The sequence below is a fragment of the Flavobacterium xizangense genome (genome assembly GCF_054075145.1).
Genome location: NZ_JBSIPG010000003.1, coordinates 64,327 through 81,961, shown reverse-complemented (window position 1 = coordinate 81,961; position 17,635 = coordinate 64,327). Strand labels below are relative to the sequence as shown.

The following is a 17,635-nucleotide window of genomic DNA, read 5'->3' as shown; positions in this document are numbered from 1 at the left end:
TCGTTTATGATACTAAAGTAAAATTATTCTATAAATATGCATCAAACAGACATAAAAAAAAGACAATCATTTCTGATCGTCTTTTTTACTAATTCAAATTTTTAAATCTTATTTTTTAGCGTCTCTATTTTCTTCAGACTTTGCTCCCATTCTGTTAACAGTATACATTGGAGCAAATTTAATTTTCAAACCGGCAATTTTTCTGTTGTCCTCAGCAGTCAAACCTTCTTTTTCAACAGTATTTTTTCTGCTATCCAATGCTTCATACAGTAATTTGATTTCATCCCAATCTTCTCTTGAATAACTATCTTTATTATTTTCAACTGTATGAACAAATTGCTGGTACACACTATGAATATTTTGGGCATTTACCCATGAAAAACTCATATCATCTCCAATTTTTCCTTCACCAAATAATGCATTACGCAATTGCTGTTTTGGACTTGGAGCTGGTGGCGGCGCAAAAACGGCAGTCATTTCTTTTTTAAATTCTTCGTATTTAATTTTACTTGTATTTATTTTTTCAGTTGCTGCTGTTTTATCTTTTAAATCTGCCAAAGCTAATTCAGCCTCTTGTGCTCTTTTGTCATATTCAGCATCAACACTTTGCCAATCAGCTTTCAAATCTTCTGCTGCGACATTCTTTACTGAATCGACGTAGGCTACATAAGAGTCTACAGTTTTTTGAGCTTTTTCTTGTTTTTCATCTTTACACGATGTAAAACCGAAAACCAACAATGCTATTCCTGATAATAATTGTATGCTTTTCATAATTCTGATTATTTTTTAATTAATACATTAACAAATGTACCTAAACCATTAACCAAAAAATTACATTATTATCATCTTTAAAAAATTAAAAACATAATAAAACTGTAAAACATAAAAAATAATGAGGATAATGTAACATTTATCAAAAATAATATAACATCTTATTCACTGCAACAATGTATAGTTTTAATCAGCTAAGTATATTTTAAAGCAAAATTGATTTTTGTAACAAAAACCAATAATCTACTACTTATGAATTTTATTGAAAAGTGTTTTGTACTTTTAAAACCAAAATTGTAAACCAAAATGGCAAATCCATTAATTAAAATAACTGACATCAAACGAAATTTTGTACTTGGTAATGAAATCGTTTATGTCTTAAAAGGAATTAATCTGGAAATAAATAAAGGAGAATATGTTGCTTTAATGGGACCTTCAGGATCTGGAAAATCAACATTGATGAATTTATTAGGTTGTTTAGATACCCCAACTTCCGGACGATATGTTTTGAATGAAAAAGATGTAAGCCAAATGCGGGATGATGAGTTGGCTGAAATCAGAAACAAAGAAATTGGTTTCGTTTTTCAAACCTTCAATCTTTTACCAAGAACAACGGCTTTAGATAATGTTGCACTTCCTATGATTTATGCAGGTTACGGAAAATCAGAAAGAATTGCACGCGCTACAGAAGTTCTAAAACAAGTTAATCTTGCAGACAGAATGGACCACCAGCCGAATCAGCTTTCCGGAGGACAGCGCCAGCGTGTTGCGGTTGCACGTGCTTTAGTAAACAAACCTTCAATCATTTTAGCCGATGAGCCAACAGGAAACTTAGACAGTAAAACTTCTGTAGAAATCATGAAGCTTTTTGGTGATATTCATGCACAAGGAAATACTGTAATTCTAGTAACTCACGAAGAAGATATTGCAGCTTATGCACACAGAGTTATTCGTTTAAGAGACGGATTAATTGAAAGCGACACGACGAAATAATTTTAGATTTCTGAACATTTCAAATTAATTAATCTTTAAAATGAAAAAAATCAAGTTCTTATTTATTTTTCTTCTTGCAGTTTCAATTAATGCTCAAAATCAATCTTTTTATCGACTAATCGAATATGTAGAAAAAGCACCTGAATTAGAAACTAAAGATATACAAACCTTAAGCAAGTATTTAACAAAAGGAGCCAAAAGCAAAAAAGAACTTGTACAATTAATATACTATTGGATCTCATTAAACATTGATTATGATATTGAATCATTCGAAAACAATACAATAGGTGATGTTTCAGCAGAAACTACTTTTTTAAAGAGAAAGTCCGTTTGTGCTGGGTATGCCAATTTATTCAAAGAAATTTGTACTATTTCAAAAATAAAGTGTGAAGTAATAAATGGCTACGCTAAAGGATACGGATACAAAGGAGAATATTTAAAAGAAGTAAATCATGCATGGAATGCTGTTAAGATGTATGACAAATGGAAATTCATAGATGTAACTTGGGGTGCAGGCAGCGCTTTTGAAAATGAAAATGGAAAATTAATCTTTGAAAAAAAATTATGTGTTCGTTACTTACTAGACAATCCTGAAGATTTTATTTTAGAACATTTACCAGAAAAACCTGAATGGCAACTTTTAGAAAAACAAATTTCCATGGATGCCTTTTTTAGTAAAGAAATGGAAATTAAAAGACTAGAGAGGATTGGTCTTTAAAAATCTTAGTTACAAAACAAAAAAGCTTAATCCCTTAGCATCTCAGAACCTTAGCAACTTTAAAAAAAATGAAAGTATACACCAAAACAGGCGATAAAGGTACAACAGCTCTTTTTGGAGGAACACGTGTACCAAAAGACCACATTAGAATTGACAGTTACGGAACTGTTGATGAATTGAATTCCTATATAGGATTAATTCGTGATCTGGAAATGGACTCGCATTATAAAACCATTTTAATAGAAATTCAGGATCGTCTTTTTACTGTTGGTGCCATTTTGGCAACTCCTCAGGAAAAAGAAATTTTAAAAAATGGCAAACTTCGTTTAGAAAATCTCGGAATTATAGATTCGGATATTGAATTACTCGAAAACGAAATAGATAAAATGGAAGAAAGTCTTCCGCAAATGACTCATTTTGTTTTGCCGGGCGGACATCCGACTGTGTCACATTGTCATATTGCCCGCTGTATATGCCGTCGCGCAGAGCGTTTGGCAGTACATTTAAGTCATAATGAACACGTTCCTGAAATCGCAATTATGTACTTAAACCGACTTTCTGACTACCTTTTTGTCTTGGCACGGAAGTTGTCGTTTGACTTAAAAGCGGAGGAAGTAAAATGGATTCCGAGAAAGTAAACAGTCACAGTTTTTAATTTTCAGTTTTCAAGCTGCAAACTAAGACCAAAACTGAATGCTAAATGAAGTAAATTAGTTGCAAATCTAAGTCTCCAGACTGAAAACTGCCACTGAAAACTGAGTACTAGTAGAGACGTTCTTAAATTTTATTAAAATAAATCAAAATTTACTTGTCTTTTTCAGTAAAAAATTTATTTTTGCACAAACTAAACAGATAACAGATGTATTGGACATTAGAATTAGCATCTTATTTAAGTGATGCGCCATGGCCTGCTAACAAAGACGAACTTATTGACTACGCTATTAGAGCTGGTGCTCCATTAGAAGTAGTAGAAAACCTTCAGTCAATTGAAGACGAAGGTGAGATATATGAATCAATGGAAGAAATTTGGCCTGATTATCCAACAGACGAAGATTATCTTTGGAATGAGGATGAATATTAAAAAATAAACCAAAGGAAAAAGTCTCATCACAGAGGCTTTTTTTTTGGTTCAAATACATATAAAATAATAAAGAAATACAATAAATCATGAGTTTCATAAACAGTATTATTAAAGTCTTTGTAGGTGATAAATCACAGAAAGATGTCAAAGCTTTACAACCTTATTTAAATAAAATTAAAACATTCGAAGCTCCTTTAATGAGTCTGTCAAACGACGAATTAAGAGGAAGAACTGTTTATTTTAAAGATAAAATAAAAGAAGCCAGAGCTGACAAAGATGCTAAAATCGCTTCGCTAAAAGCAGAAGTAGAAAACATCGAAGACATTGATAAAAGAGAAGATCTTTATGATGCAATTGATGCTCTTGAAAAAGAAGCTTATGAAATCTCTGAAAAAACTTTATTGGAAATTCTTCCAGAAGCTTTTTCTGTAGTAAAAGAAACAGCACGTCGCTTCAAAGAAAACTCTCATATTGAAGTTACTGCAACTCCAAAAGATCGTGAATTCTCTGCAACGAAACCGTATATTACAATTGATGGTGAAAAAGCTATCTGGGCAAACAAATGGAATGCTGCCGGAAAAGATATCACTTGGGACATGATTCATTATGATGTTCAGTTAATTGGTGGTATGGTATTGCACGAAGGTAAAGTTGCCGAAATGCAAACAGGTGAAGGTAAAACTTTGGTTGCAACACTCCCTCTTTACTTAAACGCTTTAACAGGAAATGGAGTTCACTTAGTAACAGTGAATGATTACTTGGCAAAACGTGACAGCACATGGAAAGCACCTTTATTCGAATTCCACGGTTTATCTGTTGATTGTATCGATAATCACCAGCCAAGTACCGAGGCTAGAAAAAAAGCTTACGATGCTGATATCACTTATGGAACCAACAACGAATTTGGTTTTGACTACCTAAGAGACAACATGGCGCACTCACCTAGTGACTTAGTTCAAAGAAAACACAATTTTGCAATTGTCGACGAGGTCGATTCTGTATTAATTGATGATGCAAGAACACCACTTATCATTTCAGGACCAGTTCCACAAGGAGATCGTCATGAATTCAACGAATTGAAACCAAAAATCGAAAACTTAGTTGCACAACAACGTCAGTTAGCGAATGGTTTCTTAGCAGAGGCAAAAAAATTAATCAAAGAAGGAAATACGAAAGACGGAGGTTTCCAATTATTAAGAGCTTACAGAAGTTTACCAAAAAACAAAGCATTAATTAAATTTTTGAGTGAAGAAGGAATTAAGCAATTACTTCAAAAAACCGAAAATCAATACATGCAGGACAACAATCGTGAAATGCATAAAGTGGACGAAGCTTTGTATTTTGTGATTGAAGAAAAAAACAATCAAGTAGAATTGACAGACAACGGTATTAAATACCTTTCTGGAGATACTGATGCCGATTTCTTCGTTTTACCAGACATTGGAACAGAAATCGCTGCGATTGAAAAACAAAAACTGGATAAAGATGCTGAAGCGGAAGCTAAAGAAAGATTATTCCAGGATTTTGGCGTAAAAAGCGAGCGTATTCATACTTTGACTCAACTTTTAAAAGCTTACGCTTTATTTGAAAAAGATGTTGAGTACGTTATCATGGACAACAAAATCATGATTGTCGATGAGCAAACAGGTCGTATCATGGATGGCCGTCGTTACTCTGACGGTCTTCACCAAGCGATCGAAGCAAAAGAAAATGTAAAAATCGAAGCTGCAACTCAAACATTTGCAACTGTTACATTACAGAATTATTTTAGAATGTACAGCAAATTAGCTGGTATGACGGGTACTGCTGTTACAGAAGCTGGAGAGTTATGGCAAATCTATAAATTAGATGTTGTTGAAATTCCAACTAACCGTGGAATTGCAAGAATTGACAAAGAAGATTACATATACAAAACAACACGTGAGAAATTCAACGCAGTAATCGAAGACGTTACCGAATTATCAAACGCAGGAAGACCTGTATTGATTGGAACAACTTCGGTAGAGATTTCAGAATTATTAAGCCGTATGCTTAAAATGAGAGGAATCACTCATAACGTGTTGAATGCTAAAATGCACAAGCAAGAAGCACAAATCGTTGAAGAAGCTGGTAAAGCGGGAGTTGTAACTATTGCAACAAACATGGCCGGTCGTGGTACCGATATTAAATTGTCTCCAGAAGTAAAAGCTGCCGGAGGTTTAGCAATTGTTGGTACAGAGCGTCATGATTCACGTCGTGTTGACAGACAGTTACGTGGTCGTTCTGGCCGTCAGGGGGATCCGGGAAGTTCTCAATTTTATGTTTCTCTTGAAGATAACTTAATGCGTTTGTTCGGTTCTGAAAGAGTGGCAAAAGTGATGGACAGAATGGGATTGAAAGAAGGTGAAGTGATTCAGCATTCTATGATGACTAAATCTATCGAACGTGCTCAGAAAAAAGTAGAAGAAAACAACTTTGGTGTTCGTAAACGTTTACTAGAATATGATGACGTAATGAACTCTCAACGTGAAGTAGTTTACAAACGTCGTCGTCACGCTTTATTTGGTGAGCGTTTGAAACTGGATATCGCAAATATGCTTTACGACACTTGCGAATTAATCGTAAGCAATAGTAAAGTAGCTAATGATTTTAAAGGGTTTGAATTCGATTTAATTCGTTATTTCGGAATTACCTCTCCAATTTCAGAAGCTGATTTTACAAAATTATCGGATACTGAAGTTACAGGTAAAGTATATAAAGAAGCTTTAGCTTTCTACACTGAAAAAACAGAAAGAAGTGCAAGAGAAGCTTTCCCTATTATTAAAGGAGTTTACGAAGAGCCAAACAATCATTTCGAAAGAATTGTAGTTCCATTTACAGACGGAATCAAAACTTTAAATGTTGTTACTGATTTGAAAAAAGCTTATGACAGCCAAGGTGCTCAATTAATTGCTGATTTCGAAAAAAACATCACACTTTCGATTGTTGATGAAGCTTGGAAAAAACATTTGCGTAAAATGGATGAATTGAAACAATCCGTTCAATTGGCTGTTCACGAACAAAAAGATCCATTGCTTATTTACAAATTGGAAGCTTTCAATTTGTTTAGAGGAATGTTGGATAACGTAAATAAGGAAGTTATTTCATTCTTATTCAAAGGTGATTTACCAGCTCAAAATGTTCCTGAAATTCACGAAGCAAGAGAAGTTCGTCAGAAAGAAAATTTACAATTAAGTAAAGACGAAATTCCAAATAGCGAAAGTATGAACCGCGAAGCTGGAGAAACACAACAACGTCAGGTTACTGAAACTATCGTTAGAGATATGCCAAAAATCAACCGTAATGATACGGTTACCGTTCAGGAAGTTGCAACGGGCAAAACTGAAGAGATGAAATTCAAAAAAGCTGAAACACTTTTAGCTTCAGGAACTTGGGTTTTGGTTAAATAATAAATATTGAAAACCTTCTTTGTATAAAGATTGCTTTCGATTAAATTTAAAACAGCTGTAATTTTTATTACAGCTGTTTTAAATTTAACATTAAATGACAAAAATCATTCTTGTAAATAATATTTATAATGTATTTTTGCTCTCGAAAACAACGAAACACACTTTGAAACGACTTTTCGTCATATTTCTTTCCTGCATGCTATTAGTTCCTTCTTTTGGCAGTTTTTTTGTTTATGCCTTATTCAAATTAAATCAGGAAGAAATTTCAAAAACAATCTGTGTACAGCGTAAAATGGTTTTCAATACCTGTAACGGTCGTTGCGAACTTCAAAAAAGCTTAAAAAAATATGCTGATAACGAAAAAAGAATGCAAAACAATCTGAAAGAAAAAACAGATGTTGTTTACATTCAGACTTCCATTTTAAATAATTTTAAATTAACGGCACCTATCGAATCAAGAACAAAAATTTTCGCTTCTTTCGATAAAAAACCTATTGCTGTTTCCAATACCACTTTTCGTCCTCCATCCTATTTTATATAAATTTTAATCTGGCTTTTCGCCAAAACTGAAAACCTATTTTTTGATGTATGTCAAAGAAAGCTGGTTACTCTTTAAAATTTATATAATCTAAAATGAAAAAGATATACTTTACCCTATTAATTATAGGGCAATGTGTTTTTGCTCAAAACAAAACGGAGCAAGACACAACAAATTCGCATGAACTTGAAAATGTTTTTGTAACTGCAAATCGTACAGCAACTTTAAGAAAAGAAACTCCGGTTGCAATCAGTAAATTGACAGCAAAAACCATCAATGAAACCAAAGCTACAGCGGTTTACGAAATCATAAATAAAACTCCTGGGGTCTTGATGGTAAATTTAGGGAACGAACAACATATGATGTCTATTCGTCAGCCTATGACTACGAATGCTTACTATTTATATTTGGAAGACGGGCTTCCAATACGCCCGATGGGAATTTTCAATCACAACGCTTTATTGGAAATAAATCAATATAATCTACAAAGTATTGAAGTTGTAAAAGGTCCAGTTTCTTCTTTATACGGACCCGAAGCTGTTGGTGGAACTATCAATTTAATTTCACTGAAACCTCCTGTTGATCCAGAATTTAAATTTGGAATCCAAGCGGATAATTATGGCTACAGAAGATTTCAGGCTGCGGGCGGTGCAACAATTGGAAAAGTTGGTTTTCATATTGCCGGAATTTCAAGTTTGCAGGAAAATGGCTGGATGGCATATTCTGATTATAACAAAGACAATCTGAATGCGAGAATTGATTACAACATTTCTCCTTCTACCCGATTGACTAGCAATACGATGTATGGAAAATATTATTCGGATATGAGCGGCACAGTCAATGAAGAAGCTTTCAATAATAGAACTTATAAAAGCACTTCTGATTTCACATACCGAAAATCGGATGCTTTGCGAACTCGTTTAACATTAGAACATGATTGGAACGAAAATTCGAGCAGTTACATTACGGCTTATTTACGTGACAATAAATTAGGCCAAAATCCATCATACGGAATCAAATGGAGCCCAACAGTAAATCCTACCACAGCCAAAGGTGAAGTAAATTCAAACAACTTCAAAAGTTACGGTGCAATTGGGCAGCATACTCAAAAGTTTGATTTCTTAAACACAAAAATTGTTGCCGGAGCATTATACGATTATTCTCCAGTAACATATTGGTCGTATGTAATTGATTTAAAAGCCAATTTAAATCCGGGAGATCCAGGAAAACAAACGGTGGATTCATACGAAATTATTGCAGAACACCCTGATTCTAAACTTTCGGATTATACTGCAGATATTTTTAATACAGCCGGTTACGCACAAATCAGTTTTAATCCAATTGAAAAATTAGTTATTACTCTCGGAGGACGTTATGATAATATGAAAGTGAATTATGATAACGCAATAGACCTTTCGTCAGGAAGTAAAGTTTACGACAAAGCCACTTTTAAAGCAGGAGCAAATTACAATCCGTTAGAATTTGCAGGATTTTATGGCAATTATTCTCAAGGTTTTGCGCCTCCGGGAATCACTTCAATTTTTAGAGCTAAATCGGGAACTGGCGGCACTACAGGTGTCCCAGCTGAATTTTATTACAATCTAAAACCAGCAGATTTTGATAATTATGAAATTGGCGGATGGCTGTCATTTTTAGAAAACAAACTGAATTTTGATTACGCTTTCTATTATATGGAAGGTAAAAATGAATTATTAAACATAAAGCTTCCTGACAATTCAACCGATTATCGATCTGCGGGGGAAACGCGTCATAAAGGAATTGAGTTTGGTGCTTCATACAAACCATCAAAACAATTCAACATTCGTCTTGGAGGAACTTATGCACAACATACTTATATTGATTTTAAACTTTCTGACAAACCATCAGATGCAATTCAGGATTTAAATGGAAAAGAAATGCCGTCAGCTCCAAAATGGTCAGGAAATTCAGAAGTAAGTTATTATCCAAACTGGCTTCCAAATCTAAGAACCTCTTTAGAATGGCAACTTGTTGGAAGTTATTATCAAGATCAGATCAATACCGTAAAATATGACGGTTATAACATTTTCAATGCCCGAATTGGCTATCAATGGAAAAAAATTGAAGTCTATGGAAATGTGCTAAATCTTACTGACAAACTATATGCTTACAATGTTTCAAGAACAAATGTTGCAAATGCCCAGCCAACTTACACAGCTGCAGCACCACGAACTTTTGTGTTCGGAATTCAATATAATTTTTCCTTAAAAAAATAATTATGAGTAAAAAAACTTATAAAAAGAAAGATTCAAAATTCATCAAAAAAATCAAACAACACATGTACAGATGGCATCGTGTTATTGGATTAATCACTGTTGTTCCTGTAATTTTCTGGACATTTTCAGGTTTGATGCATCCTTTTATGGCGCATTTTTTCAAACCAGAAATTGCTCACGATAAAATTGAACAATCAATTATTGATAAAAGCCAACTGCATTATTCAATTCAGGAAGTTTTGCTGAAAAACGAAATATCGCAATTCAAAAATTTCAGAATTGTCACTTTCAATAATGCGACTTATTATCAGGTAAAAACAATTTTGGGCGAACTTTGTTATTATGATGCTTCAACTGCCAAAAAACTAGAAAATGGTGATCAAAAATATGCCGAATGGCTTTCGCGTTATTTCTTAGATGATCAAAAAAGTCCGGTGAAAAACAGTGAAATTGTAACCGAATTTACTTCGCAATATAAATATGTAAATCGCTATTTACCTGTTTATAAATTAAGTTTTGACCGCCCTGATGCCATGCAGATTTATGTAGAAACCTCATCGAGCAAACTGGCAACTTACAATCCAACTTCCAGACAAGCTTTCATTTGGTTCTTCGACACTTTTCATAATTGGTCTTTTATCGATGCCATCAGCAATAACAGCATCCGAATTATTACGATGATTTTCTTATTATCAATTATTGGATTTTCAGCCTTGAGCGGTATTTTAATTTATGGTTTGCTTTGGAAACAATTCAAAAAAACAGATAGTGTAGCGCCAAAAAAAGGTTTGAGAAAATACCACCGCCAAATTGGAATCTGGATTTCTCTTTTTACTTTGACTTTTGCTTTCAGCGGTGCTTATCATGCGACGACAAAATGGGCACCGTATACGTTGTCACAAATGGTTTATGAACCAACATTTGTAACCAAAGAAATTCCTGAGGCAAATAATAATCTTGATTTAGACTGGAGTCGCTTCCAAAATATTAGCATAATTACATTAAACGACACTACTTATTATCGTTGCCAATTACTTGAAAACGAAAATAAGAGATTCAAAAAACCAAAATCAGATTCGAAATGGAATAAAAAAGAAGATTCAAAATCTGAAGTCGTTTACATTAACGCAACAACAAATAAAATTGCACCAAATCTGGATTTAGAATATGCCGAATTTTTAGCTTATTATTTTACCGATGGAGCACCAAAAGCTTCGTGTTGCGAAATGATTGACACATCAGAAGATGATTCTCAGCCTTCATTCGAAAACATAAAATTACTGGAATCAAAAGTACTAACCGATTTTGAAAGCAGAGAATATGGTTTTGTAAACAAAAGGCTTCCGGTCGTAAAATTAGCTTATGACACACCCGAAAAAACAACTTATTTTATTGAGACTTCAACCTCAAGATTGGCTGCAGTTATCAATAATTCAGATAAAGTTGAAGGTTATTCTTTTGCTATTCTGCACAAATTTTTATTTATGGACTGGGCTGGAAAAAACATTCGGGATTTAGCAACTGTTTTGGCAGCACTATCTATTTTAATTGTAAGCATTTTAGGTTTTATTCTATTTCTGAAAAAATAAAAAAAGATACTAAGATTCTGAGTTATTAAGATTCTAAGAAAAGAAACTTAGTAACTCAGAATCTTTTTCTAAATTTGATCATCAAATAATCTTACAAATAAAGTTGAAAAAACACTTAAAGCTTTCGTTGCCCTTCTTAATGACATTGTGCTTTAGCTATTTTTTCATTTTAATGATTAAAATTACCTTTCAATATATCCCATTCAGAAATGATGTCGCTTTTCTTCAAATAAAACAGACGGAAGTTACCGAAATCCCTTTTTACACAGCTTTCTTTTACCTACATGTGTATTCGGCCATTTTTGTTTTGCTTGCCGGATTTACTCAGTTTAATTCGTGTTTATTAAAGAAAAAACCTATAATTCATAGAAATATCGGGAAGTTATATGTATTTATTGTACTGTTTTTAAGTGCTCCATCGGGTTTATTTATTGGCATTTTTGCAAATGGAGGTATTTATTCAAAAATCTCTTTTGTCACTTTATCAATTTTATGGTTTTACTTTACGCTAAAAGGTTTTTTAACCATTAAAAACAAAAACATCAAACTTCACAAGGCTTATATGCTGCGAAGTTTTGCTTTAACATTTTCAGCGATAACTTTACGTTTTTGGAAGGTTTTTCTTGTATATTTGTTTCAGCCTTCGCCAATGGATGTTTATCAAATAATAGCCTGGCTCGGCTGGGTTCCGAATTTATTAATCATTGAATATTATCTTTTTAATCAATCTAAAAAATGAAAAAACTTTTTTGTTTTCTGTTAGTTGTATTGTTAATTTCTTGTAATTCAAAAGAAAAAGAAAGTCCGAAAAGCACAAAACTTTTAGCAGAAAACAAAGAAATAAGAACCTATTTATATGGTTCGTATGTAGGAACTTTTTTGATTGAAGAGCGAGATACTACAAGACCTGTTGTCGAGTATGCAAATACAATTAATATTTTAATTAAGAAAATTACAGAATCAGAAGTAATTGGACAAAGAATTATTGATGGAAAAAGCAAAACTATAAAAGGTCAAATGACCAAAACGGGAAATACATTTTATTTTACACTTAAAGAATATGGAGATTCTAAAAATGATGGCGTCTATAATTTTGAAATCCAAAAAGATACTTTAATGGTGGGAACTTGGACAGCCAATGACCCGACAAGAGAAGTAACTAAAAGAAAATTCACGCTTACTAAAAGAGAATTTAAATATGACCCGAATTTCATGCTTCCTGAAGACGATGTGTATGTCGATTATGTAAATCCTAAAAAAGTGGAAGAACAAGAGCAAACGGAAGAACAATCACAGGATGAAATAGAAAAAGATTCGATAAATGAAGAGGAGGAATATGAGTCCAGTTCTGAACTTTTCAGAGCTGCATCAAGTGCTATTTTAACGATCAATTCTTCAACAACCAAATTAAAAGAAAGTCAATTAAAGAATTTAAAGAAACTGGATTTAGAAATTCTGAGAAATACCATTTTTGCCCGACATGGTTATGCTTTCAAATCGAGCACGATTCGTCAATTTTTCGAATATGTGCCATGGTATGTTCCTATTTCAGAAAATGTCGACAATCAATTAACCGAAATCGAAACGCAAAATATAGCATTATTAAAACGCTTTGAAAAATACGCAACAGATAATTATGATACTTTTGGGAGATAGTTTTAAAAGAGGTGCTAAGGCGCTAAGGCACTAAGGTTCTGAGGCGCTAAGCTCTCTAATCATCGCTTCATAAAAAAACTCAACCAGATAGACTACAAAGTGTCTAGTTGAGTTTTCTTCAAAAGATGATTTGCTAAAGAAAAGACTTAGCACCTCAGAACCTTAGTACCTTAAAAAAATCATCTCGGATTTTCCTGATAATAACGCTCTTCAATTCGTTTAATATCTTTAATAGAATTTTTCGCCCATAAAAGACGTTTTTCCAGAATTTCTTCTTCAGACAATTGCCATTTTACATTTGATCTTCTAAGTCTGTTGGTCAAACTTTGAATAATAATTGCGGCTGAAACCGAAATATTCAGACTTTCGGTAAAACCGACCATTGGTATTTTTAAAAAACCATCGGCGTTGTCCATGATTTCTTGTGACAAACCTTCTTTCTCTGTTCCAAAAAATAAAGCGCTTGGCTTTGAAATATCGAAATCTTCTAACATCGAATCTTTTTCGTGCGGTGTTGTAGCGATAATTTGGTAACCTTTATTTTTTAAATCGGAAAGACATCCTGAAACCGAATCAAATCGGTTGATGTCTACCCATTTTTGTGCTCCAAGTGCAATTTCTTTATCGATTCTTTTTCCGAAACGCTGTTCGATTACATTCAATTCCTGAATTCCAAAAACCTCACAGCTTCGCATTACTGCACTTGTGTTGTGCATCTGAAAAACATCTTCTACAGCAACTGTAAAATGTTTGGTACGATTTTCCAAAACATGCAAAAACCTTTCTTTACGGTTATCAGTCAATATATTTTCAAGAAATGCGAGGTAATCTAAATCAATCATTTTATTTCAATTTGCGGCAAAAATACAATAATTTGTCATATTGAAACAAAATGAGCTTTTGCAAACCAGTCATTCTCTAAAGCTTAAACTGGTATGGTTTAAATCCTCATTCTTCATAAATCTTTTATTTTTACTGATTCGAGGAAAGAATTAACCAAATTTTCCATTTCTAATTAACTGCTATCAAAAACCAACCTTTTAATGAAACCACATCTTTATAAAATCCTTTTTATCCTTTTCTTAAGTTCTTTTTTCTGTGTCGCACAACAAAATATCGAAATTCCGGTAGGAAATGGTTGGAGCAGTAACTCTGTGAATACAGTAAAATTTAGAAAAAACGCTTTAACGACTTTTAAAAATTTTCAGTTTATAGCCTATTACGATAATGACGGTGCGGTAATTTTAGGCAAAAGAAAACTGAATTCTGTCAATTGGGAAATTGTAAAAACACCTTACAGCGGAAATGTAAAAGATGCACATAATACGATCAGCATTGCAATTGATGGCGATGGATATTTGCATATCAGCTGGGATCATCACGACACGAAACTCCGATATGCAAAAAGCAAATCTCCATTAAGTTTAGATTTGGATAAAGAAGAATCAATGACCAGAATTGCCGAAGAAAAAGTAACGTATCCGGAATTTCACAATCTGCCAAATGGGAATTTAGTATTCTTTTATCGCTCAGGCTCTTCGGGAAGAGGAAATATGATTCTCAATTTATATGCTGTAAAAGACAAAAAATGGTCGCAACTGCAAAGCAATTTATTAAACGGCGAAGAGCAAAGAAGCGCATACTGGCAGGCAAAAGTGGATAAAAAAGGTACAATTCATCTTTCATGGGTTTGGAGAGAAAGTTGGGACGTTTCAACGAATCACGACATTTGCTATGCACGTTCTTTTGATGGCGGTTTGACCTGGGAAAAATCAAATGGAGAAAAATACAATTTGCCTATCACAGTTGCATCGGCAGAAATTGCCTGGAAAATTCCAGAAAAATCAAGTTTGATTAATCAGACTTCAATGACGACGGATGAAAACGGAAACCCATATATTGCCAATTATTGGAGTGAAAATGCCATTCCGCAGTTCCAGATTGTTTATTTGGAAAACGGTATTTGGAAAAAATCAAATACAGGTTTCAGAAAAACCCCTTTTTCTCTTGGAGGCGGAGGTACAAAAAAAATCCCAATTTCAAGACCTGATTTATTAATTAAAGAAGAAGAGAAAAAACGCAATTTGTATCTTCTTTTCAGAGACAGTGAAAGAGAAAACAAAGTATCAATAGCTTATATCAATTTAACTAAAAACTCCTCATGGAAGATAACCGACTTAACCACAACTTCTATAGGCGAATGGGAGCCTAATTATGATATTTCGCTTTGGGAAAAACAAAAAAAACTTCATATCTTTCTTCAAAATGTAAATCAGGTTGATGGCGAAGGTCTTGCCCAATCAGAACCGACAATGGTCAGGGTTTTGGAGGTTTATCAGTTGCCTAAATAATAGAATTTAAGAAAATGAAAAAGAAACTTGTAGTCTTAACCGGAGCCGGAATTAGCGCTGAAAGCGGCATCAAAACTTTCCGCGACAGCGATGGTTTATGGGAAGGTCACGATGTTATGGAAGTCGCAACTCCTGAAGGCTGGCATAAAAATCAGGAATTGGTTTTGGATTTTTATAATAAAAGACGTCAGCAACTAAAAGAAGTAAAACCTAATTTAGGACACATTATTTTAGCCGAATTAGAAAAAGATTTCGACGTTCATATTATCACCCAGAATGTTGACGATTTGCATGAACGTGCCGGAAGTACAAACGTTTTGCATTTGCATGGCGAATTACTTAAAGTTCGAAGCGTACAAAATAAAAATCTGATTTTAGATTGGACAGAAGATTTAAATACAGGCGATTTTGATGCAAACGGACATCAATTAAGGCCGCATATTGTTTGGTTTGGCGAAGAAGTTCCGGCATTAGAAGAAGCGATCGACATTACAGAAACCGCTGATTATTTCGCTGTAATTGGAACTTCGCTTCAGGTTTATCCAGCAGCAGGTCTAATTGCTTATGCGCCAAGTACAACTCCAGTTTTTTATATTGATCCAAAACCAATTGCAATTCCAAATATTCGAAATAAAGTAGAAACCATTGCCAAATTTGCATCAGAAGGTGTTGCCGATTTAAGAGCGCGATTAAATTCATTTTGAATGCATAAATGCGCGTTTTAATTACCTCTAATCGCTAAATTCTGCTTATATTTGCACCTTTCGAAAAAACAACATAACAATGACTACTCTAAACGAATTGAATGCTATATCACCAATTGATGGAAGATATAGAAATAAAACTCAAAATTTAGCACCTTTTTTCTCAGAAGAAGCCTTAATTAAATACCGCGTTTTGGTTGAAGTGGAATATTTTATTGCTTTATGCGAAATTCCATTGCCTCAACTAAAAGGTATTGATTCAAGTTTATTTGAAAGCTTAAGAAATATCTACAAAAATTTCTCAACTGAAGATGCGCTTTGGATTAAAGAAACGGAGAAAGTAACCAACCATGACGTAAAAGCGGTTGAATATTTTATCAAAGATGCTTTTGAAAAATTAGGTTTATCTCAATACAAAGAGTTCATTCACTTCGGGTTAACATCTCAGGACATTAATAATACTGCTATTCCGCTTTCTACAAAAGAAGCTTTTGAGCAGGTTTATATGCCTTCACTAATTTCTTTAATTTCGAAATTGAAAGAATTAAGTGTGGAATGGAAAGACATTCCAATGTTGGCGCGTACACACGGACAACCAGCTTCTCCTACTCGTTTAGGAAAAGAAATTTTGGTTTTTGTTGAGCGCTTAGAAGAGCAAATGCGTTTGTTGTTCAATGTTCCTTTTGCAGCTAAATTTGGTGGCGCAACTGGAAACTTTAACGCACATCATGTTGCCTATCCACAAATCGACTGGAAACAATTCGGAACTAAATTTGTTGAAACGAGCTTAGGCTTACAACATTCATTCCCGACAACTCAAATCGAGCATTATGATCATTTTGCCGCGTTTTTTGATGGTTTAAAAAGAATCAACAATATCATTATCGATTTAGATCGTGATATCTGGACGTACGTTTCGATGGATTATTTTAAACAAAAAATAAAAGCAGGCGAAATTGGATCTTCGGCAATGCCACATAAAGTAAACCCAATTGATTTTGAAAATTCTGAAGGAAACTTAGGAATTGCAAATGCTATTTTCGAACATTTGGCTGCTAAATTGCCAATTTCAAGATTACAGCGTGATTTAACAGACAGCACTGTTTTAAGAAATGTTGGTGTTCCAGTTGGTCACACAATTATTGCCTTTGAAGCGACTTTAAAAGGTTTGAACAAATTATTATTAAACGAAAGCAAATTTGCTGAAGATTTAGAGAAAAACTGGGCGGTTGTTGCTGAGGCTATTCAAACTATTTTGCGTCGCGAGGCATATCCAAATCCTTACGAAGCATTGAAAGGTTTGACTAGAACGAATGAAGCAATTGACAAAAATGCAATCCATAATTTCATTGCGACTTTGGAGGTTTCTGATGCTGTTAGAGCAGAATTAATGCAAATAACTCCAGCAAACTACACAGGAATTTAACGAAAACCTAAAATATTTTCCCAAAAAAAGCTATCTTTATCGAGATAGCTTTTTTTATTAAATCTGACTGGAAATTAGACCAGACTGAAATGAAAAGCCTTTTGCTTGAAAAACATATTTTTTTA

15 protein-coding genes are annotated in these 17,635 nt (G+C 33.7%); 13 read left to right on the top strand and 2 right to left on the bottom strand.

All coding sequences use genetic code 11. The annotated features are described in order from the left end of the window. Positions 1-108 precede the first annotated feature (108 nt). A complete protein-coding gene (locus ACWA1B_RS10525) occupies positions 109-771 on the bottom strand; it encodes a DUF6565 domain-containing protein (RefSeq protein WP_456906633.1) in 663 nt (220 codons plus the stop codon). Between the two features lie 306 nt (positions 772-1,077). Between ACWA1B_RS10525 and ACWA1B_RS10520 the strand changes: the two genes are divergently transcribed. The 10 genes from ACWA1B_RS10520 to ACWA1B_RS10475 all read left to right on the top strand — a co-directional run bounded on the left by ACWA1B_RS10520 (position 1,078) and on the right by ACWA1B_RS10475 (position 13,029). Continuing rightward, positions 1,078-1,764, top strand: coding sequence for an ABC transporter ATP-binding protein (locus ACWA1B_RS10520; protein ID WP_456906631.1), 687 nt, complete (start codon positions 1,078-1,080; stop codon positions 1,762-1,764). A gap of 40 nt (positions 1,765-1,804) precedes the next feature. Then, a complete protein-coding gene (locus ACWA1B_RS10515) occupies positions 1,805-2,482 on the top strand; it encodes a transglutaminase domain-containing protein (RefSeq protein ID WP_456906629.1) in 678 nt (225 codons plus the stop codon). Positions 2,483-2,550: 68 nt separating this feature from the next. Next, positions 2,551-3,120 carry a cob(I)yrinic acid a,c-diamide adenosyltransferase gene (locus ACWA1B_RS10510; RefSeq protein ID WP_456906627.1) on the top strand — a complete coding sequence of 190 codons (570 nt, stop codon included), beginning with the start codon at positions 2,551-2,553 and terminating at the stop codon, positions 3,118-3,120. A 221-nt stretch (positions 3,121-3,341) separates the two neighbouring features. Beyond that, on the top strand, positions 3,342-3,563 hold the full coding sequence (locus ACWA1B_RS10505) for a DUF2795 domain-containing protein (RefSeq protein WP_007138072.1): 222 nt from the start codon (positions 3,342-3,344) through the stop codon (positions 3,561-3,563). Positions 3,564-3,649: 86 nt separating this feature from the next. Further along, complete coding sequence (secA, locus tag ACWA1B_RS10500) at positions 3,650-6,991, top strand: preprotein translocase subunit SecA (protein ID WP_456906625.1); 3,342 nt, start codon at positions 3,650-3,652, stop codon at positions 6,989-6,991. 94 nt (positions 6,992-7,085) lie between these two features. Beyond that, positions 7,086-7,532, top strand: a complete 447-nt coding sequence (locus ACWA1B_RS10495) for a hypothetical protein (RefSeq protein ID WP_456906623.1) — start codon at positions 7,086-7,088, stop codon at positions 7,530-7,532. Between the two features lie 92 nt (positions 7,533-7,624). Next, entirely contained in the window at positions 7,625-9,784 is a 2,160-nt protein-coding gene (locus ACWA1B_RS10490; protein ID WP_456906621.1) for a TonB-dependent receptor, read from the top strand. Between the two features lie 2 nt (positions 9,785-9,786). Next, entirely contained in the window at positions 9,787-11,373 is a 1,587-nt protein-coding gene (locus tag ACWA1B_RS10485) for a PepSY domain-containing protein (protein WP_456906619.1), read from the top strand. A gap of 172 nt (positions 11,374-11,545) precedes the next feature. After that, the gene (locus ACWA1B_RS10480; RefSeq protein ID WP_456906617.1) at positions 11,546-12,112 is read left to right on the top strand and encodes a DUF2306 domain-containing protein; all 567 of its coding nucleotides are present in this window, start codon (positions 11,546-11,548) and stop codon (positions 12,110-12,112) included. Then, the gene (locus tag ACWA1B_RS10475; protein WP_456906615.1) at positions 12,109-13,029 is read left to right on the top strand and encodes a YARHG domain-containing protein; all 921 of its coding nucleotides are present in this window, start codon (positions 12,109-12,111) and stop codon (positions 13,027-13,029) included. The genes ACWA1B_RS10480 and ACWA1B_RS10475 overlap by 4 nt, the downstream gene beginning before the upstream one ends. A gap of 179 nt (positions 13,030-13,208) precedes the next feature. Here ACWA1B_RS10475 and ACWA1B_RS10470 read toward each other — a convergent pair whose 3' ends face one another. Further along, positions 13,209-13,871 carry a TrmH family RNA methyltransferase gene (locus ACWA1B_RS10470; protein WP_456906613.1) on the bottom strand — a complete coding sequence of 221 codons (663 nt, stop codon included), beginning with the start codon at positions 13,869-13,871 and terminating at the stop codon, positions 13,209-13,211. 201 nt (positions 13,872-14,072) lie between these two features. On the opposite strand from ACWA1B_RS10470, the gene ACWA1B_RS10465 reads away from it, so the two are divergent. The 3 genes from ACWA1B_RS10465 (at position 14,073) to purB (ending at position 17,510) form a co-directional block, all read left to right on the top strand. Further along, entirely contained in the window at positions 14,073-15,380 is a 1,308-nt protein-coding gene (locus ACWA1B_RS10465; protein ID WP_456906611.1) for a BNR repeat-containing protein, read from the top strand. Between the two features lie 14 nt (positions 15,381-15,394). After that, the gene (locus ACWA1B_RS10460) at positions 15,395-16,084 is read left to right on the top strand and encodes an SIR2 family NAD-dependent protein deacylase (RefSeq protein WP_456906609.1); all 690 of its coding nucleotides are present in this window, start codon (positions 15,395-15,397) and stop codon (positions 16,082-16,084) included. Positions 16,085-16,163: 79 nt separating this feature from the next. Further along, a complete protein-coding gene (purB, locus tag ACWA1B_RS10455; RefSeq protein WP_456906607.1) occupies positions 16,164-17,510 on the top strand; it encodes an adenylosuccinate lyase in 1,347 nt (448 codons plus the stop codon). Positions 17,511-17,635: the final 125 nt, after the last annotated feature.